The organism is Stieleria maiorica (assembly GCF_008035925.1).
GTDB lineage: Bacteria > Planctomycetota > Planctomycetia > Pirellulales > Pirellulaceae > Stieleria > Stieleria maiorica.
This window is the reverse complement of the sequence record NZ_CP036264.1, coordinates 3282750-3301913: the sequence shown is the minus strand read 5'-3', so window position 1 is coordinate 3301913 and position 19164 is coordinate 3282750. Positions and strand designations below refer to the sequence as shown.

15 protein-coding genes are annotated in these 19164 nt (G+C 59.1%); 6 read left to right on the top strand and 9 right to left on the bottom strand.

Features of this window, described 5'->3' with window-relative positions:
• The first annotated feature begins 6 nt into the window (after positions 1-6).
• The gene (locus tag Mal15_RS11480) at positions 7-1497 is read left to right on the top strand and encodes an SLC13 family permease (protein WP_147867885.1); all 1491 of its coding nucleotides are present in this window, start codon (positions 7-9) and stop codon (positions 1495-1497) included.
• Here Mal15_RS11480 and Mal15_RS11475 read toward each other — a convergent pair.
• Positions 1469-2335 carry a hypothetical protein gene (locus tag Mal15_RS11475; protein ID WP_147867884.1) on the bottom strand — a complete coding sequence of 289 codons (867 nt, stop codon included), beginning with the start codon at positions 2333-2335 and terminating at the stop codon, positions 1469-1471. The genes Mal15_RS11480 and Mal15_RS11475 overlap by 29 nt on opposite strands.
• Before the next feature lie 277 nt (positions 2336-2612).
• On the opposite strand from Mal15_RS11475, the gene Mal15_RS11470 reads away from it, so the two are divergent.
• Positions 2613-4508 (top strand): sensor histidine kinase, encoded by a 1896-nt coding sequence (locus tag Mal15_RS11470; RefSeq protein ID WP_147867883.1) that lies wholly within the window; start codon positions 2613-2615, stop codon positions 4506-4508.
• On the opposite strand, the gene Mal15_RS11465 is transcribed toward Mal15_RS11470, so the two are convergent.
• The 3 genes from Mal15_RS11465 to Mal15_RS11455 all read right to left on the bottom strand — a co-directional run bounded on the left by Mal15_RS11465 (position 4501) and on the right by Mal15_RS11455 (position 6603).
• Positions 4501-4956, bottom strand: a complete 456-nt coding sequence (locus tag Mal15_RS11465) for a response regulator (RefSeq protein ID WP_147867882.1) — start codon at positions 4954-4956, stop codon at positions 4501-4503. The two genes, Mal15_RS11470 and Mal15_RS11465, sit on opposite strands and share 8 nt — an antisense overlap.
• Positions 4957-5076: 120 nt before the next feature.
• Positions 5077-6057, bottom strand: coding sequence for a hypothetical protein (locus Mal15_RS11460; protein WP_147867881.1), 981 nt, complete (start codon positions 6055-6057; stop codon positions 5077-5079).
• Positions 6058-6060: 3 nt separating this feature from the next.
• Positions 6061-6603, bottom strand: coding sequence for a hypothetical protein (locus tag Mal15_RS11455; protein WP_147867880.1), 543 nt, complete (start codon positions 6601-6603; stop codon positions 6061-6063).
• A 211-nt stretch (positions 6604-6814) separates the two neighbouring features.
• Between Mal15_RS11455 and Mal15_RS11450 the strand changes: the two genes are divergently transcribed.
• From Mal15_RS11450 to Mal15_RS11440, 3 genes are all read left to right on the top strand, one after another.
• Complete coding sequence (locus tag Mal15_RS11450) at positions 6815-8770, top strand: DUF1549 domain-containing protein (RefSeq protein ID WP_199773848.1); 1956 nt, start codon at positions 6815-6817, stop codon at positions 8768-8770.
• A 201-nt stretch (positions 8771-8971) separates the two neighbouring features.
• Positions 8972-10270, top strand: coding sequence for a DUF1501 domain-containing protein (locus Mal15_RS11445; protein ID WP_147867878.1), 1299 nt, complete (start codon positions 8972-8974; stop codon positions 10268-10270).
• A 122-nt stretch (positions 10271-10392) separates the two neighbouring features.
• Positions 10393-10707, top strand: a complete 315-nt coding sequence (locus tag Mal15_RS11440; RefSeq protein ID WP_199773847.1) for a WYL domain-containing protein — start codon at positions 10393-10395, stop codon at positions 10705-10707.
• 263 nt (positions 10708-10970) lie between these two features.
• Here Mal15_RS11440 and ggt read toward each other — a convergent pair whose 3' ends face one another.
• Positions 10971-12680 carry a gamma-glutamyltransferase gene (gene ggt / locus Mal15_RS11435; RefSeq protein WP_147867877.1) on the bottom strand — a complete coding sequence of 570 codons (1710 nt, stop codon included), beginning with the start codon at positions 12678-12680 and terminating at the stop codon, positions 10971-10973.
• A 244-nt stretch (positions 12681-12924) separates the two neighbouring features.
• Here ggt and Mal15_RS11430 point away from each other — a divergent pair, with 244 nt between their 5' ends.
• Positions 12925-14052, top strand: coding sequence for a calcium/sodium antiporter (locus tag Mal15_RS11430; protein ID WP_147867876.1), 1128 nt, complete (start codon positions 12925-12927; stop codon positions 14050-14052).
• Positions 14053-14207: 155 nt separating this feature from the next.
• On the opposite strand, the gene Mal15_RS11425 is transcribed toward Mal15_RS11430, so the two are convergent.
• From Mal15_RS11425 to Mal15_RS11410, 4 genes are all read right to left on the bottom strand, one after another.
• A complete protein-coding gene (locus Mal15_RS11425) occupies positions 14208-15164 on the bottom strand; it encodes an HDOD domain-containing protein (RefSeq protein ID WP_147867875.1) in 957 nt (318 codons plus the stop codon).
• A gap of 230 nt (positions 15165-15394) precedes the next feature.
• Positions 15395-15832 carry a carboxypeptidase-like regulatory domain-containing protein gene (locus tag Mal15_RS11420; protein WP_233903407.1) on the bottom strand — a complete coding sequence of 146 codons (438 nt, stop codon included), beginning with the start codon at positions 15830-15832 and terminating at the stop codon, positions 15395-15397.
• 48 nt (positions 15833-15880) lie between these two features.
• Positions 15881-16951, bottom strand: a complete 1071-nt coding sequence (locus tag Mal15_RS11415; protein WP_147867873.1) for a DUF1559 domain-containing protein — start codon at positions 16949-16951, stop codon at positions 15881-15883.
• A 927-nt stretch (positions 16952-17878) separates the two neighbouring features.
• Entirely contained in the window at positions 17879-19129 is a 1251-nt protein-coding gene (locus tag Mal15_RS11410) for an ankyrin repeat domain-containing protein (RefSeq protein ID WP_147867872.1), read from the bottom strand.
• Positions 19130-19164 lie beyond the last annotated feature (35 nt).

Genomic DNA, 19164 nt, shown 5'->3' with positions numbered 1-19164 from the left:
CACACCATGACCTTCTCTGCCAAGTTTGTCGGACGCCTCGCCGGGCCGATCTTGTTTGCTCTGATTTTGATGTTCTTTCACCCGTCTGGACTGAGCCCCGAGGCCAACGCGGTGTTGGCGGCGACGGCTTGGATCGCCGTCTGGTGGGTGACCGAAGCGATCCCGATTGCCGCGACGGCGCTGCTGCCGATCGTTTTGTTTTCGTCGACCGGAGCCGTCGACTTGCAAGCGACCACGTCCCAGTACGGCCACCGCTACATCTTTCTGTACATCGGCGGTTTTTTGATCGCGATTGCGATCGAAAAATGGGGCCTGCACCGGCGGATCGCGCTGAACATCATCAACTTGATCGGCACCAACATCACCAGCATCATTCTCGGATTCATGGTCGCCACCGCGGGATTGTCGATGTGGATTTCCAACACCGCCACTGCGGTGATGATGCTTCCCATCGGGATGGCCATCGTGGCCCAGCTGCGTGACAACCCGCAAACGGAGGCCGGTGAAAACGAGACGTTTGGCAAGGCGTTGATGCTGGCGATCGCCTACAGCGCGTCGATCGGCGGCATCGCCACCCTGATCGGCACGCCGCCCAATCTGGTGCTGGCCGGTGTCGTCGAAGAAGTCTACGGCGTGGAAATCAGCTTTTTGCAGTGGTTCAAGTTTGGATTGCCGATCTCGCTGATCTTGCTGGCCCTGTGTTGGGTCTACCTAACACGATTCGCGTTCCAGTTCCGACAGAAGAGTTTTCCCGGCGGACGCCAGGAGATCCAGAAGCAGCTCCATGCGTTGAAGGCGTTTTCGAGGGAAGAAAAGCTACTGCTCGGCGTGTTCTCCTTGACGGCGGCGGCATGGATCAGCCGGTCGTTTTTGCAACAGCAACTGGGGTTATTCCCACGACTGGATGACACGATCATCGCCATGACCGGTGGGCTGTGCCTGTTCTTGATTCCCAGTGGCAACGTCAACGAAGATGCCAAACCGTTGCCGCTGCTCGATTGGGAAGACACCAAGAACCTGCCCTGGGGAATCGTGTTGCTGTTCGGCGGCGGGATGGCACTCGCCGAGGGGTTCACGTCCAGCGGATTGGCGGTATGGATCGGTTCACAAACGACGTTGCTCGAGTCGGTGTCGATGCTGCTGCTGGTGTTGATCCTGGTCGCGGCGGTCAACTTTCTGACCGAGATCACGTCGAATCTGGCAACCACCTCGATGCTGTTGCCGATTCTGGCGTCGATGGCAGTTTCCATGAACGTGCACCCGTTCCTGTTGATGGTCGGCGCGACGGTGGCCGCGTCCTGTGCGTTCATGTTGCCGGTCGCGACCCCGCCCAACGCCGTCGTGTTCGGATCGGGTCACTTGCGAATCCCGGACATGGTGCGTGTGGGGATCTGGTTGAACGTGATCTCGATCGTGTTGTTGACCGTGTTTGTTTATTGGGTGTTGCCGATCGTTTGGGACATCCAAATCAGCGAGTTTCCTGACACGTGGCGTTAAACCATTCTCTCAGCGTTGTCCGCTCTGGAATGTCGTACAGAACCCAGGTGTCGGTATGGTCCCAGCCTGCCAGGACTTGAAAGGTGAAGTTTCCCTGCGGCATGACGTCAGCCAAATAGTCGCGCGTTGGATCAACGGATTTTTCGTGGCTAATGAATTGTGCCCGGTCACCCAGCCGACTCAAACGCTTTGCGGCCGACAAGCGGTCGCTGCCGGCATACGCCCATTGCTTCACCCCGTCGTAGTGGCTGTGGCAGATGAATCCCCGCCACAACGACGCGATCTGGTCGTCGTAGAGTCCGATGAAATTGCCGGCGATCGCCCCGCGTGAAAAACCGGCGATGAAAACATTTTCCGCGTCACCGCCGAATCGATCACAGACCAGTGCGACGGTTTCCTTGCAGTACGCAACGGTCGCATCGACGTCGCCCCACCACCGCGTTTGATTACGCTGTTCCTTCGAATCGACGTACGGCATACAGACCCAGATCGCCCCCTTGCCGCCGGAGATGCCGTAACCCAGATTGCTGCCTTCGACCGTGCCGGGGCTGGTTTGATACTTGTTACCGGCGTACTCGACGATCACCGGGTATTTCTGGCCGGGTTGCCAATCGGAAGGAAGGTACAGCAAGTGATAGACATCGGATCCCCGATAGGCGGGCAAAACCTGTCGGACGCGTTTTCCCGCCGCAGGTTCTCCACCGGTCACCGTCGGCGTTTGAAGGTCTTGGACGCGCCCCGGCGTTTGGGCAAGACAGAACGGGTTCGCCGCCAACGATGTGAGTGCAAGGACCAGTGCCAGTCGTGTTGCTCGCAATTGCTGGATTTGATCAATCATCTTTCCGATCGACAGTTTTGTTTGACGCAGCTACGCTCGATTCGAGCGTGGGATCTCCCGGGATCCACCTTCTGGCGAAGGTAGCTACGTTTGACCGGGGATTCACGATGTTTCTTGTGCGAAGTGCCGCTGTCCTGCTTGCCCTTCAAGACGACTCCCCCTCGCTGCGTCGCAGCGACATTGGGCGGCTAAAGCCTGAACACCAACGGATGCGAAACGCTTCGCCGTTATGCATAATAACCACTGACGTTCACTACGACTGCACCCGAGGGGCAACATGAGAATTGCGATCCAGCTGAGATGGCTGTCGGTAACCTTGATCTTGGTGACCGCAGCCCTGATCGGATCGACGGTCTACATCGGTTATGTGCAGATCGCACAAATGCAGCAGTTCGACAGTCTGCGTCAGATCCTTGTTTCGGACATCCGCAGTTTGGAACAGGAAGTCGACAACATCAAACACAATGTGCGTCTGGTTTCGCAGTTGCCAATCGTGCGGACCGTCGCACTCGCCGAGCGGGAAAGCGATACGGACGATTTCAAGTTCGCGAAAACGGAGTTGCAACGGGTGTTCACCGAAATCGCGTCGTCGAAACCGTTCTACAGCCAGGTTCGACTGATCCGCCTGGACGAAGACGGTCGAGAAATGGTGCGTGTTGAGCAATCCAATGGCCAGACAACGGTCGTCCCCGACGACCGACTGCAACCCAAAGCGGGGCGAGACTATTTCATTGCCTCGAAGCAGTTGCAGAATCACGAAGTCTACGTTTCCAAGATCAACTTGAACCGGGAAAATGGTCAGATCCAGGTTCCTTTCCAGCCGACCGTGCGGTTTGTCGCCGGGGTCTACGATGACCATGGTCAACAATCTGGCATCATCGTACTGAACATTCGTTTCGACATGCTGTTTAGGCCACTTTTGAAACCAGACTCGGAAAACTTTCAGTACATCGCGACGAATCAGGAAGGTTACTATCTCTACCACAATGACCCGGAACGCACGTTCGGATTCGAATTGCCGCACGGGCGAACGCTCGACGCGGACCACCCGCCGCTCGCCGAGTTCCTCTCCGGCCCGCTGTCATCCTCGATGCGCGAGGTCGCCGATGGCAAACGGCAGATCGTGTTCGGCACGTCCGACATGTTTTCTTCGCGAAGCCAAGACGTGATCGGGATCGGGGTGATCGCGACCAATGTGAATCTGCACGAATCGCAGAATGACATTGTGCGATGGGCTGTGGGAGTGACCCTGGCCTTGATCGTGCTGGCGATGTTCACCGGCTACCTGGCGAGCTCCGTTCTGACCCGACCGCTCTACGCGATTACCCAAGCGGCAAATCGGATCCGGGAAGGCGGCTCGGTCGTCGAGTTGCCGAAGGACAGGACCGACGAAATCGGCGTCCTGGCAACCGCCTTTGAAGAGATGGCCGTCACGATCAAGAACAAAGAATCCAAGCTGGTGCGTGCCAACCGGCGTCTGAAAATCACCAACAGTGACCTGGAGCATTTTGCGCACCTTGCCGCACACGATCTGCGTGAACCGGCGCGGATGCAGTCCAATTTGATGGGCTTGATCGCGCACCATCTGAAGGAGATCGATGACGAGGAGTTGCGGTTCTTGATCTCCAACGCGTCGCGCTGTTCGGATCAAATGCTGGCGATGGTCCAAGACTTTCGGATGCTGACGCAGGTCTCCGAGGAGCGAATCGAGCGCCAGCCGCTCGACTTTGACCGAATCATCAATCCTGTCCTGCAAGAGTTCGAAACCAGCATCCGTGCCCGTCAGGTGGTCCTAGAAAAGGACGTTCACCCCGGTGATCTGTTGGGGTACGAATCGTACCTGGAACTGCTTTACCGTAACCTGGTTTCCAATGCATTGGCACATGCCGACGGCAACGGATTCACCCTGCACTTCACCGCCAACCACTCCGGTGAGACCTGGGTTCTCGGGGTAAAAAACAGCGGTTCCTCGATTCCGCAGAATCAGCTGAAGGAAGTATTCAAGATGTATCGCACCACCGGCGGATCGGCGCACTCCGGAACGGGGGTCGGGCTCAGCCTGTGCAAGCGGATCGTCGACAAGCATTCCGGCGTGATCTACGCGGAGTCGGGGGAGGACTTCACGCACATCAAATTCACCCTCTCCGACACCAATGGGACCGAGATCACTTGAAATACGTCACCGGGGACTCCCCTTCGATTTCCTGGCCGGTGGCCAACATATTCAAGATCTGCAAGTAACCTTCAAATCCCTGCGGTTTGACGATGTAGGCATCCGCCCCTGCGTCACGAGCTTTCTGTTCATCGACCGGCGCGTCGGAATTTGAAAACATGACGACCATCGGAATCTCGGCAAACGAAGGGTTTGCCCGAACGGCCTGGACCACTTCGAATCCGTTCATCACCGGCATCCGAACGTCGATCATCGCGATCGCGGGCACCGGTTGCTTGTCCTGATCGACTTCATTCATGAAGCTCAGGAATTCTTCGCCTGACGTGAACGATTGCAGCGGATTGTTCAGTTGCGAGAGGGTCATGAAGCGGGCGAACAGCTTGATTTCGAGCTCATCGTCGTCGACCAACACGATATCGCGGTCATTGGTCACGTGGAGTGTCGACATGCAATTGTCTCGAGATGTTTTTTGCGATTCCCGCTCCGATTTTCCCGCGAAATTGAATCGCGGGCTTCACGGTCGCCGGCCCCTGAGGATTCCATTATAGGCCGGCGTCAAAACGGTACGCTACCGGACCAATCCGCGGTAGGGCATCGGACCGACCGATTCGGACTGATATTTGGTGGGAAGCTGATAACTGGTCGGCGCGACCAGGCCGGCAGCGGCCGGTGACAGCGTGGTCAGATCGATCGACTGACTGGCCCCTTGCGGCATGACGAACAGATTTGGGTCGCCGCTTAAGATCTGGTTGACCGCATAGACGCCCACATCGATCACCATCTCCAACGGCTCGCCCGCAGGCGGCCGCAGCGACAGCTGAACGGTATGCGGCAGCGAACAATTGTGATCGACGTAGAACTGGTGGTTCGAGGCGTGGCTTTCCGCGATCGGCGGGCCGCCGGTGGGCGCGTACAACAGTTGGTCGGTGACATGTCCCGCGGCGCGGTCGATGTAACAGACGCGCTGGAAGGTTCCGGCGGGCAACGGCAACGCCGATCGGATCGCAAGTTTTCCGTCGGGCCGCAAGACCGGACCGGCGACCACTTGGCTGGGATCGATTTGGACCAGCCCCAGCGCGTCGCTGACCCAGGTCGGATCGACCGGAAGCACGGCCCGGTCGAGTTGTCGGCGATACTGATCATGCCGTGCGAAATACAGCGTGCGGCTCATGCCCTCGGGGACTTCGAACCAAAACAGAGAGTTGTTGCTGCCCATGTCCAACCCCGATCCCATCACGACGGGCAGACTGGCCTTGAGTCGGAAGTCGCGCTCTTTGCGCAAATTGATCGTCGCCGACAGCTTCGGCAGCGCCGGCATGGTGAGCACATCGACCGACGCGGTGTTGGTGGACAATTCTCCGATCGACGAGGTGCGATTGACCGCCGCAACGACCTGATCCAACGTCGGCGTTTGGGGCAGCACCGGTGGCGGCGGGGGCAATTGAAACGTCGTGTCGCGTCGGGCGCAGGTCGCTCCGCCAGAAACAAAACCGACACCGAGCACGAGTAGCCAGGTCAGTGCGCGCATCCTTGCGTCAAACCGTACCATCGATCATTCCTGCTGAATTTCGCTCGCTTCGCAATACAACAACTCGCTCAGCGCCTCGCTCAACGATTCCGCTTCACTCTTGGCGATTTGGCACTCGGCCACGTCGATCGTCGATCCGTCGTCGACCACTTCCAAGTGCATCATCGGGGGGCCGGACGTCGTCGCGTCCGCTTCGTCTTGGGTTTTCGCTGCCGAGTGCGGACCGCTGATGACGCGGACGAATCGTCGACGGAGTAAGATCAGCGCCAGCAGGTATCGTGTTTTCGCCTGCTCGGGCATGTCTTCCATCTGCCGCAACAAACCGATCAGCACGGCCCGCGGTGCCAGCACCATTTTCTTCTCTCCGGCGACCGGCATCCGGCATTTCCAATGCCCCAGCGTCCCCTCCGGTGGGCCTTCCCAGCCGTCGGCGCTGTAATCGCGGCGTTCGTATTCGTCGTCGTCATTGTGCAGCACGACACTGTAATACCACTCGCCTTCTTTCAGCGGTCGCTTTTCGCGGTAGCACTGGCGGCTACATCGGCCAACTTTGATTTCACCCAACATGCGATCCGTTGTAGCACAGCGGGGGGACCGGTCGAAAGACGCGTTTCTTGACCTCCCACCCGGCACGTTCCATGCCGCATTTGCCAGCTCGTGGGCTAAAATGGGGTACAAATCGTCAGTCGGTCGCGTTCAATGATTGACGGATTCCTCTTCTCGACACGGCTAGGTGTAGCTCTTCATGCGTCCGCGATTTTCGATGATTCCCGCCGCCATGTTGCCCCCTCTCCTTCGACGACCGGCCCCCCTGCTTGCGCTGGTTTCAGCCCTGCTGGTCCTGTCCCCTGCCGTCGCGACGGCACAAAAAAAGACGCCCGCCAAGAAGAAACCCGCACCGCCAAAGATCCGACTGCCCGAAAGCGTGCGCACACGACCATCGCACCTGATGGACGTCGAACCGGCATCGCGCGATCGGCGGACCGAATTGGAACTCGCCGCCGCCGAACTGGACTCGCTGATCGAAGACAAGCTGACCGAGCAAGGGTTGTCGCCGAACCCGCCGGTCGAGGACGAAGTGTTTCTGCGACGGATCTATTTGGACGTCGCCGGCCGAATTCCGACGCTGGCCGAGGCCCAAGCCTTTCTGGATTCCAAAGATCCGGATAAACGCATCGAATTGATCGACACGCTGCTGGGCAGTCCGGACTACGTCAGTCACACCTACAACTTTTGGGCCGACACGCTGCGGCTGCGCGAACGCCCCCAGCCGAACATCATCGCGGAACCGTTCCTGGCGTACGTCAAAGATGCGATTCGCACCAACAAGCCGTACGACGAGTGGGTCTATGAAATGCTGACCGCCGACGGCAAGGTGTGGGAGAATCCCGCGACCGGCTACCAACTGCGCGATGACGGGATGCCGCTGCCGTACATCGACAACACCGTCAGGATCTTCTTGGGCACCCAGATCGGATGTGCCCAATGCCACGACCATCCCTTTGACCAATGGACCCAGTACCAGTTCTATGAATTGGCGGCGTTGACCGCGGGGACTCGGACGCGAATCAAGCGTGGCGACCCAGGCTATGAGAAAACGAATCCCGCCAACGCGATGATCAGCGAAGCCCGCAAGCACTACGACAAAGGGCGAGTCCCCGGCGCGTTCCAGCGGATGATTCGCGCCAACACCTACAACGTTTCCGAAGTCAAGGCGACCCTGCGTTTGCCGCACGATTACGCCTACCAAGACGCCAAGCCCAAGTCGGTGATCGAACCGGCCGTGCTGTGGGGCGAGATCCCCTCGAAAGCCAAAAACGCCTCGCCGCGGCACCAGTTCGCCGCCTGGGTGACCAGCCCGGACAACCAGCAATTCCAAAACATGATCGTCAATCGATTGTGGCAACGATTCATGGGCGTCGGATTCGTCGAACCGATCGACGATTTTCGCGACGAGCATCCGTGCGTGAATGAACCGGCAATGGAGTGCCTGGGCAAGGAACTGGTGCGATCAGGATTCGACCTCAAGGACCTGATTCGTATCATCCTGTACTCGCGAACGTATCAGCGCGAGGCGTCGGACTACGACGTCACCAGTGGCCAAGCCTACTACTTTCCGGGGCCGATGATTCGCCGGATGACGGCCGAGCAGGTTTGGGATTCGATGCTGACGCTGGCGGTTCGCAACCCCATGCCGTTTCAGCGTCCGGGGGCCGAAGAACTGAAACCGTACGTGGACGTTGACTTTGCCAACCTAACGTTCGAACAGGCCAAGGCCCAGTCGGAGCGTTTCGCCAAGACATACTTTCTTTCGGCTTACAACCGAGAGTTGAACAAGCACGCCTATCAGGGCAATATCCTGTGCCGCGCCAGTGAGCTGCCCGCGCCACAGCGTGCCGACCATTTCTTGCGCCAATTCGGCCAAAGTGATCGCGAGACGATCGACGGTGCGGAGAAAGAAGCCACGGTGCCGCAGATTCTGGCCATGTTCAACGGGCCGATCACCCACGTCATGCTCGAACGCGGATCGGCGATCGTCGACGATGTCTTGGCCATCCGCGACACACGCGACCGTATCGATGCGATCTTCATGAGCGTGCTGGCACGACGGCCCGCGACCAAGGACCGGCTGTTCGTCGCCAAGGAGCTCTCGCGGACGCCCAACGACAACGTCGGCTACGGAAACATCATCTGGGCCTTGCTCAACACCCGTGAGTTCCTGTTCGTTCAATAATGTTCCTTCATTCCATTGGACCGCTGCTCTTTGCTGTAGCTACGCTCGCCAGAGCGTGGTGAGCGTCGGAGGACCACCTTCTGGTGAAGGTGGCTACGTTCGGTCTCCGAATCATCAAAGGGTTCGTGTTCCAAGCGGCGGTGTCCATCCCGATGCACACTCGCCCGACACTATTTCCAGCCCCTCCCAACCACGATCACGATGACTGCACCCGAAGCAACCAACCAGTGTCGCCGCGACTTCATGCGCAGCGTTGCCAACCAATGCCTGGGAGTCTCCTTCGCGGGCGCCGTCGGATCCGGTGCGATGGCTTCGCTCGGTGAAGCCCAAGCGGCCGGAACGCCGGCGGGAAAAGCCAAGCACATCATCTATCTGTTCATGGAAGGTGCGATGACGCACCTGGACACCTTTGATCCCAAGACGGGCGTGCCCGAAGCGGGCGAAACCAAGCCCATCCAAACGCGTGTTCCGGGCATCTCCTACGGAGACCGATTCCCCAAACTCGCCTACCTGGCCGGCGCGATCGCCGTCGTGCGATCGCTTAGCACGGAGACCGGGGCCCACGAAAAAGGCCAGTACTTGATGCGGACGTCGTACAAGAAGATCAACAGCATCCAGCACCCCGCGATGGGAGGCTGGATGTTGGCCGAACAGGGACGAATCAACCACGAACTGCCGGGCAACTACGTGATCGGCGGGGCCAACCGACATCCCGGCGCCGGCTTCCTGGAACCGTCGCTTTCTCCGGTTCCCGTCGCCAGTCCCAGCGCCGGCATCCAGAACATCAAACTGCCCAAGTACCTGCCGGACGAACTGTTCGCCCGGCGGTTGATGTTGGCCGAACGCTTCGACACCAAGTTCCAAACCTCGCACCGCGGCAATACAAAAATCGAAGCCTACAACCAACTCTATCACGAAGCCCGCAACTTGATGGGCAGCGACCAATTGAAGGTGTTTGATATCAAGCAGGAACCCCAGGCCGTTCGCGATGCCTATGGCAACAACACGCTGGGGCAAGGTTGCTTGTTGGCGCGACGTTTGGTTCAAGGCGGCGCCCGCTTCGTCGAAGTTTCCTACGGGGGCTGGGACATGCACCAGGACATCTACAGCCGGCTGAATGACCGGGCCGCACACCTGGACACCGCCTTGGGGATCTTGCTGAAAGATCTGCACCGCACCGGCTTGCTGGATGAAACCCTGGTCGTGTTGACCACCGAATTCGGTCGCAAGCCGTCGATCAACGCCAACGGGGGAAGGGACCACCACCCCGGAGCATTCTGTTCGCTTCTGATCGGCGCCGGCATCAAGGGCGGCCAAGTGTACGGGGCCAGCGACAAACGAGGTTTTTCGGTCGACGAAGATCACGTGTCGGTCAGCGATTTCAACAAAACGATCGCCGCAGCGGCCGGATTGCCGCTGGAAAAGGAGCAATTCGCTCCCAACGGACGGCCCTTCAAGATCGGCGGCAACGGCGATCCGGTTGCGGCGCTGTTGGCGTGACCGAATGTGTCCGGCGCCCCCTGATACTTCTCCAGGCAAGCAGAAACCTGCCCGCAACGGACGAATCGGCCGACCCAAATTGCCACGTCCGAAGTGATTACCATCCTTCAGGGGGACACGCCATGAAAAACGTACTACGCCGCGCCATGTTCGATTCGGAAACCTTCGTCGTCGAAATGGTCTATTCGGATTCCAAAGGCAACCGCACCCGCCGGATCGTCAGCCCGATTCGTTTTGTCGGCGACGATCGCTTCCTGGCGTTGTGTCTGTGCCGCGAAGAACCACGTCAGTTCTATCTGTCGCGATGTGAAGCCGTGCGACTGATCCCGGCGGCCGAAGTCATCATGCCGATGCCGATGCAAACCGTCGAACCGGCCGTGCCCGCCCCGGCGGCCAGCACCACCGGCGCCGCCGCCGCAGTGCCCTGCCTGGTCTGACGCGTCAAAAAGCTGCGCGCCCGGCTTCCAGCCTCTGGGGAGGGCCCGTAGGCTCGCGCCAAACGGCTGACAAGCGGTTGACATCAGCCGGTTGGGTAAGAGGTGGTCGGTGGATGGGTGTACGACGTCCTTTCTAGGTCGTCGCGCTGAGCCCCACGGGCGACGGCCCGGAAGGGCCATCGTACCGCGAGAAAAGCATCGCCCTAAGCTGGACGGTCCCTAAAGGCTAAACACCAGCGTTTGCTGCTGCCCCGGACTCCACTTTACTGGTCACTTCCCGTCGCCGCGACAGCCGCCCCGAACCGGTAATCCGCTGCTCCGATGAACCTGCCATCGGAGACCAGGATGGTGTTGGCGTCGCCTTGGCTGTTGGTGTCGACGACCGCGTGCCCGAGCCGTTGAAGTTGTTCCACCATCTCGGCGTGCTCGGGATCGTCGGCCCCCATAAAGCGGACGCGATCGGGAAACCACTCGTGATCGGTGCGGGGAGCGTCCACGGCCTGGCGGGCGGTCATGCCAAATTCCAGCACGTTCAGAGTGACACAGAACACCGTGTTGATAATCGTACGCCCTCCGGGGCTGCCGGTGACCAAGTACGGCTTGCCGTCTTTCAGCACGATCGTCGGAGTCATCGAGCTGAGCATGCGTTTTTCGGGGCGCACTTCGTTGGCCGCCGTCCCGATCGATCCTTGCGTGTTGGTCACACCCGGCCGACGGTTGAAATCGCCCATTTCATTGTTCAACAAAAACCCCGCGCCACGCACGACGATGCCGCTGCCGTAGCTGGCTTCCAACGTGTAGGTGTTGGACACCGCCATTCCGTCACGGTCGATGACCGAAAAGTGCGTCGTCTGGGGGCTTTCCGCCGGTTCGGTCACCGGCGGACCGAGCCGTGCACTGGGGGTCGCCCGATCCAGATCGATCGTGCCGGCCATGTACTTCGCGAAATCACCGCTGGCTAAATGTCGCGGGATGGTGACAAAGTCGGGGTCTCCCAAATACATCGCACGGTTGGCGTACGCGCGGCGCATCGCTTCGATCATCACGTGGTTGGTCTGGACCGACCATCGCCCCCAGCGGCGGAGGTCAAACTGTGCGGCGATGCCGAGCATTTGGGCCAGCGTGATCCCACCACTGCTGGGCGGAGGAGGCCCGAGGACTTCATATCCGCGAAAGCGACTTCGGATCGGCGCTCGAATTCGGGCACGGTAACGCAGCAGATCCTCGGCCGAAATCAAACCGCCACCAGCTTGCATCTCGGCGGTGATCAATTCAGCGGTTTCGCCGGCATAGAATCCGGCAGGTCCGTTCTCGGCAATCCTTTGAAGTGTCGCGGCCAAATCCGAAAGCACCATTCGGTCGCCCGCGACCCATGGCGTGCCATCGGGCTTGCCGTACACACGTCGGAATTCGTCGTTGGATGACCGGGAAAGTTGACGGTTCAGGTCGCCGGCCAAGCCTTCATGCAGGGTGAACCCGTTCCTGGCCAGCGCCACGGCCGGTTCGACCAAATCGCTCCAAGGAAGCGAACCGTACAACTCGTGGGCCAGCTTCAATCCGCGGACCGTTCCGGGGACCCCGACGTACGGGTGCGTCCGCGCGTCGTTGTTGTCGACAAACATCGTCCGCGTGGCCGCCAAGGGGGCTTTTTCGCGATAGTCGATCACCACCGCCGGGCTGCCGTCGCCGGGGTGAACCAGCATGAACCCGCCGCCACCGATATTGCCCGCCGCCGGGTGGGTGACCGCCAGGGCAAACGCAGTGGCGATCGCCGAATCGACCGCCGTGCCGCCGTGCCCCAGAATCTCCGCGCCGACCGCCGCCGCATCGGGCGAGACGGCGACGACCATCCCGTCTCGGCTTTCCGCATCGCGATGGGGTGTACCGTCGCGAGACTGCGCCGCGACGTGCCCGCCGTGGAACGAGCACCACACCAAAACCAACAGAGATCCGAATCGACAGCAACGTTTCACAATTCACTCCTTCCAAGCACGTTATCCGGGGCCGACATTGGGCCGATCAAAACCGGGTACCGCTAGGTTAACGCCATTTTCCCCGAAGCGGGGCCGCGTGCACAAACCGACGGTTCATGACGTGGTCGATCGCTGGCCCGACATCGACACGTTCATGAGCCTATTTCCGCTTGCAGGAACGATCCAATTCTGTTCTCTGTAAATCGGTGTCGATTCGTTTTCAGATCGGTTCGAAGCAAAGGGCGTGCGGTTGGTCATTCTCACACTCGTTCTGGGGTTGGTCGTCCTGACGGTTGGGGCGGAGCTGTTGGTGCGGAGTGCATCCAAGTTGGCGATCGCGGCGGGGATTTCACCGCTGGTGGTCGGGTTGACGGTGGTCGCGATCGGAACGAGCGCGCCGGAGTTGGTCGTCAGTGTTCAATCAACTTGGCGTGGACAGCCCGACGTGGCGATGGGCAACGTCGTGGGCAGCAACATCTTCAACGTGTTGTTGATTCTCGGGATCTCGGCACTGATCATTCCGCTACGCGTTTCTCAGCAACTGATCCGTTTTGACGTCCCGCTGATGATCGGTTTGTCCTTGCTGGTTTGGGGTTTTGCCTGGGACGGGCGTCTCGGGCGAATCGACGGGGCGTTGTTGGTGACGGGAATGGTCGGTTACCTGACGCTGGCGGTGTGGAAGAGTCGCAAAGAGCAAGCCGCGGTCAACGCGGAATATGAAACCGAATACGGATCGACGTCAACCATTTCGGTCGGTGGGGTGGTGCTCAATCTGGTCGTCTTGGTCGTCGGGTTAGCGTTGTTGGTACTCGGTGCGCGCTGGTTTGTCGACGCGGCGGTCGTGTTGGCCAGGCAACTGGGAATGTCCGAACTGGTGATCGGGCTGACCATTGTTGCCGCCGGAACCTCACTTCCTGAAGTCGCGACGTCAATCGTGGCGGCGATTCGGGGGGAACGGGACATCGCGGTGGGCAACGTGGTCGGCAGCAACTTGTTCAACATCATGGGCGTGTTAGGCCTTTCGGGGCTGGTCTCCGCCTCTGGGGTCACCGTTTCGGACACGGCCTTTCAGTTGGACATCCCCGTGATGGTGGCCGTCGCGTTCGCCTGTCTGCCGATCTTCTTGACCGGTCACGTGATCGCGCGTTGGGAAGGCGCTCTGTTTCTGGCCTACTACGGCGCCTACACGGCGTATCTGGTCACCGCGGCGACCGTGCCGGAGTTCAATCGCACGCTGACCTTTGTCATGCTGGCGTTCGTGATTCCGTTGACCGTCGTCACACTTGCCGTTGGGGTCGTCCGGTACGCCCGCCGGCCAACTGCATCAGGCTCTGAATCAGAAGACTCTGAATCAGAAGGCTCTGGGATTTGAACGATCGCTTACTCTACCGTGTGGCGGGGCGAAACTCTCGGCGGTCTGTTGACCTACTAGGCGCGAAGCGCAAGTCAGTGGACCTGCCTCGTCTCTTGCTCGCGCTGCGGGCTTGTCAATCAACACGCCGCTGCCGAGTTGCGTTCCCCAGAGGATCATTCGTCGCCGAACACGGAGTCGTACGAATCGAAGTCGAGTGCGGTGGTGAGCGATGATTCCATGTACCGCTGACGGGCCTGTTCCAATAGTTCTTCGGGATCGACCGGAATGTCTGCGTCGACGCCATAGACCTCCAGCTCCAGCTGAACTTCGTCGCGACATTCCAAAGCGAGCTTGACGAACTGGTCGATCGTCAGATCGAACCGGTCTTCCAACCAGCCGCGACAGGCCGCGATCGATTCGTCACCGGCGTACCAGAGCGCGTCGGTGACCAGCGCGCCGCCGTGAACGGCCATCGCAAGCGGGGCTTCGATCTCCGGATCGCGGTGGCTGCCAACGGCATCACAAATCACGTCGGGAAATTGCCATTGGCACAACAGGCGTGCGCCGATGTCGACATGATCGATGCCGTATTTTCGTCGCTCCAATTGGGCCAAACGTTGTCCCGAAGTGCTGCGGTACAGCGACAGATACTTTTCCCCTTCGACTTGTGCGAACACCAGCGTGCCCAGATGGCTCAGCAGCCCCGTCGTGTAGGCGTCATTGTGATCCACGTCGTCCAAGTGGACGGCAAGTCGACGGGCGGCCGCGGCGGTCGTCAACGCCTGTCGCCAGAAGTCGTTGTAGAGCTCTCGCGCGGCGCCGGTGGAAAACGCATTGGCGATGCTGAACGTCATCGCGATCAAACGAATGCTGCGTTCACCCAACAGCGACACGGCCTGATGCAGGTTGGTCACCGAGGTGCTCAGCCCGTAGCGAGAGGAATTGACGACGTGCAGCACGCGGCTGGACATCGCCGGATCGGCGCGAATGCAATCGACGATTTCATGCAGACCGAAGTCATCGTTTTTGGTCAGTTGCAACAGCGATTGCGCCACTTCGGGCGGCGAATGAAGTAATTCGGGGCGATCGATAACCTCCTCGATTCGTTCAATCGTGCTCTGGCGATCCATACAACGTCTTCCAATCTCTTTGGGGTGCAATTGACTCGACGTTACGAGAACGTCGCTCTGCAGTATTGCCCGCAGTCAAAGCCGATGCGGCCCTTCTCCATCGAGACGGTCCAGCTGTGAGGGAAAACCCGCCGGGGGTAAACACAACCGCCGCCCTGTTTCCGCGAAGAGACACTGTCTTCGCGAAAAGTCGGGCGGCGGCGGATCGGAATGGTCTTGTGTTTGCGGGCTCAGCTTTGAGCTTCGACCAGCTTGAAGTCGACTTGGTTTTCCCCCGCGACGACTTCGATCGTCGACGGTTCCAAGGTGACTTCACCGGTCGGTCGGCCCTTGCCCTTGGGACGCACCAGCCCCGGATCGCCGGGCTTGGCCTTGGCGATTTCGAACCGAATCCGATGTTTCCCCGGAAGCGCTCCCGGGACGTTGGGCAGGTAGTACGCCGTGTAGCGTCCCTCCGCATCGGTCAATGCCAACGACGGCCGCCCACCCCCGCTGGGGACAAATTCGATGCTGCCGTTCTTCACTGGTTCACCGTCCATCGTCAACACACCGGTGACTTGGCCGAGCTTGGGTGACGAGTCGCATCCGGTCTGCAGGACTGCCAAAACCAGGATGGCCGCTAGCCAGCCGAGTGGTCGGAGGGATCGTTGATGAAGCTTCATAGTCATTCTCTTTTTGATGGTCTCGATCGTCCGTTCATTCATCCTTTGCATCGATTAATTCACCCACTCCTGATCGAAGACGTAGCGGTCCGAGCGGCCGCACAACGCGGTGAAGATTTTGTCAAAATCGATGCTGTCGGTGATGAACCGAACCGATCCGTCGCCCATCGTGAACTGCACTCCGCCGACGTGCTGTGATCGGAATCCGTTGTGCAACGTGTGCTCCATGTTTTGGGTCCAGTTGCCCGAGAACAAACTGTTGTTCGGATACCGCGGCACCGTCACGTTGGCGGTCTTGCCGTGATACGCTCCCCAGGCGTAGTGCATCGGCCGGGCGGCCCAGAATCCTCCCGGGCCACGACCGGGACGCGAATCTTCCTGGGTCCCGTCAAAGTGTTGAAGGAATGCACCGTGTTCGCCGATGGCAATCGTATTGCTCAAGCCGTCCAAGACACTGGAGAACTTTCGCTCGCGGAATCGATTGTTCAGCATCGATAGAAAACCATCGTCCTGCAACCATCCCCAAGACCACGTCGCCGTGTTGGCATAATAACGGTCCCACGAAAAGACGTTCGATCCCGGCGGGTTGTAGTAACCGACCGACGCGACGTAATCGGGGATTTGGACCTCGTAGTTGTCGGGGGCATTGGGATCAAAAGTTCTCGTCGCGTCGCTGGTGTCCTGAATACGGAATCGCTCCAGTGCACTTGAGGGGCAGTTGTAAGTCGGAACGTTGGTTCGCGACATCAATTCCCAGTTCCGATTGGGAACATTGGAATCCTCGCTGAAATCGGTGCCCTCGTAAATGATCGCATCGGCTGCGGACGACTGCTCCAACTGGGGCAGAATCACCACCATCCAGGAAACACCTGAGTGGGGACGTCCGCTCGAAGGCAGGTCCCCACGCAGTCCGTGATTGGCCGGCATTTGACGAAACGTGTCGTGGTAGTTGTGAATCGCCAACCCGATTTGCTTCATGTTATTGGAGCATTGCATCCGCCGTGCTGCTTCGCGAGCAGCTTGCACCGCGGGCAGCAGCAGACCGACCATGACACCGATGATGGCGATCACGACCAATAACTCGACCAGAGTGAAAGCGGAACGTTTGTGACTGAGATTTCTCATCGCTTGAAAGTTTGCATTGTGAAAGAGGCAGGACTCGAACGAGCCGTCAGGCAACGTGCCAACGGACTGCTCGAACGCATCTCTGCTAGGCAAACCACATACCGCTGTCGCAAACCTGCCGCGCCATGTTTTGCGTTTCGTTTGCGGTGTTGAAGAATCAAACGGCAGCGACCGCCAAGGTGAATTGATTTCCCGTATCAGCTTGAGCCTTTCTCAAAAAAAATCTCAATCACGCCCTCGGTCTCGGTCGTGTCGTATGTTCAAAATTAAGCAGTGCCTTGAACGTTGGCACACATTTTTTGCACACGGCCCTCGACAGAAGTGGAGGTGACTTGCACCACAGAAGGACCTTGGTGACACGCCGTTGACAAAGCCCACCACTGGCGTCTTGATGTGTTAACCGCAATCGCAGCATGCGGATCTTCGGTTAACCGCAACGGTCATCAATCTATAGCGTCGAGTGCGAGACGCTTAATAGATATCTTGCCATACAGATTTGCGTGTGCGCGTTCATTGCATGAACGGTTGCGGTCGCGCACAAGGCCATTGCAGCCGGTGAGCCGTGAGTAATGGCGAAGAGAGTGTGACCGGCATCAATCCTCGAAAAAAGCGGTAAATCATGGTGAATCAGCACTCCCGCGCCTCCACCGCACGATCGCCGGATTCAACACCTTCGCTTGGCTGAAACCGTCGCTTGGGCACCACGTGTTTGTCGCAGCAGCACATCCCAACTTGTAATTACAGGCGTGTCGATCAATTCCTCGCCTCAGGCTCCGCTATTAAGATGATGAACGACAGAAAGGTATAGTTTGCGCGTCCCGCGTGTGTCGACTCACTGATGCGCACAACATACGTGGAGCGTTTCCATCTCTCCCCAAACGCGCGTCGGTTGGTCTTCTCCATCAGACACGAATCGACCGAAGCGGTTCAATCCTGTGGACCGTCGGACGCGGACCCGCCGGGTTGCACTCCCTGCTCTTTGAGCCACGATGCGACGGCGGCGCGATTGGCCTTCAGCGTTTCGAGGATTTCGTTCTTGGGTTGTTTTTTGACCCCCTTGACACCCCAAGGAGTCCGGTTGATCGGCACCCGATGATAGCCCCACGAGCTGACAGGGGACTGTGTCGCATAGTCGAATGCGTTCAGTCCCTCGCGTCCGCCGCGGATGTCGCCGAAGAGATCCGCGACGAATCGTCCCCGCTCCGTTTTGAAGACGGCTCCATAGACGCCGATCCCCATCCCGCCTCGATTCGTGACCGACGTCGGCTGGTCCCATCGCACGGTCACAACGGTTTGCCTGCCGCCCTTGGCAAGTTCGCTCTTCTCGCATCCGAGAGTGGACACGGCGTGAAGATCCGCCCCTTGGTCGACCAGCAGTTGGGCGAGTGTGAGATCGCCCGCCGCAGCGGCAAGGTGCAGCAGTGTTTTTCCGCCACACCGGGCATGGACGTCGATCTCGCCGCTATTGATACCAGCCATCAGGGCCGCCGAATCGCCCAGGATCAATTGTTCGATTTCTTTGGGATAGACTAGCGTCGTGCTGCGATAGGTCGGTTGAATCAGGGCCAGTTCGTCCAGGCTGAAACCGGAGGCGTGTTGCCATTGCGCGAGCCCCGCTGTTCGGATGTCACGCAGATAGTCCAGTCGGTGTTCGCGGTTGATCACATCGGCCAATCGGCTGTGGCCCGATGTCGCAATCAGATGCCCGACGGCGCAGTGCGTCCCCCAGGGATCGATAAAGACTGGACGGCGACCGGTGACAAAGATGTTCTGTGGAAAATTCCCATCGGCCATGTAAGTCTGCAGGATCTGCAGGTGAGCGTTCCGCTGGGCGAGCTGCGAATCGCTCAGATGAGAGATGTCTGCCGATCGCAGCTGAGCGATCACGAGCTTGAGATGGGTTTGAATCAGTGCAATCTCGTCGTCAATGGGAAACGTACCGTTCAGGATTTCGAATCGAGGCGCGTAGCCGTTCCAGTTGGTGTTCAGCTCACACAGTCTTTTGTAGAGCAACGCGTGGGAGGCGTCTTGGTATCCGACGCCGGCCCGAGCGTGTGACGGTCGGCCGGGCGAGGTATCGGATTCTGGCGTACGTGCTGAGACCGGGCCTGACAGCGCAATCATCGCCAGGACTGCAAAGGTGCAGACGACGTGAAAAATCGGGTTGCTACGAAGCATCACAAGCATTCCCATCGAAAGGGTGTTGGAATCGA

Excerpts from the sequence above, each read along its gene's own strand:
- Mal15_RS11480 (WP_147867885.1), top strand. The coding sequence starts at position 7 with ATGACCTTCTCTGCCAAGTTTGTCGGACGCCTCGCCGGGCCGATCTTG.
- Mal15_RS11475 (WP_147867884.1), bottom strand. The coding sequence starts at position 2,335 with ATGATTGATCAAATCCAGCAATTGCGAGCAACACGACTGGCACTGGTC.
- Mal15_RS11470 (WP_147867883.1), top strand. The coding sequence starts at position 2,613 with ATGAGAATTGCGATCCAGCTGAGATGGCTGTCGGTAACCTTGATCTTG.
- Mal15_RS11465 (WP_147867882.1), bottom strand. The coding sequence starts at position 4,956 with ATGTCGACACTCCACGTGACCAATGACCGCGATATCGTGTTGGTCGAC.
- Mal15_RS11460 (WP_147867881.1), bottom strand. The coding sequence starts at position 6,057 with ATGGTACGGTTTGACGCAAGGATGCGCGCACTGACCTGGCTACTCGTG.
- Mal15_RS11455 (WP_147867880.1), bottom strand. The coding sequence starts at position 6,603 with ATGTTGGGTGAAATCAAAGTTGGCCGATGTAGCCGCCAGTGCTACCGC.
- Mal15_RS11450 (WP_199773848.1), top strand. The coding sequence starts at position 6,815 with ATGTTGCCCCCTCTCCTTCGACGACCGGCCCCCCTGCTTGCGCTGGTT.
- Mal15_RS11445 (WP_147867878.1), top strand. The coding sequence starts at position 8,972 with ATGACTGCACCCGAAGCAACCAACCAGTGTCGCCGCGACTTCATGCGC.
- Mal15_RS11440 (WP_199773847.1), top strand. The coding sequence starts at position 10,393 with ATGAAAAACGTACTACGCCGCGCCATGTTCGATTCGGAAACCTTCGTC.
- Mal15_RS11425 (WP_147867875.1), bottom strand. The coding sequence starts at position 15,164 with ATGGATCGCCAGAGCACGATTGAACGAATCGAGGAGGTTATCGATCGC.
- Mal15_RS11420 (WP_233903407.1), bottom strand. The coding sequence starts at position 15,832 with ATGACTATGAAGCTTCATCAACGATCCCTCCGACCACTCGGCTGGCTA.
- Mal15_RS11415 (WP_147867873.1), bottom strand. The coding sequence starts at position 16,951 with ATGAGAAATCTCAGTCACAAACGTTCCGCTTTCACTCTGGTCGAGTTA.
- Mal15_RS11410 (WP_147867872.1), bottom strand. The coding sequence starts at position 19,129 with ATGCTTCGTAGCAACCCGATTTTTCACGTCGTCTGCACCTTTGCAGTC.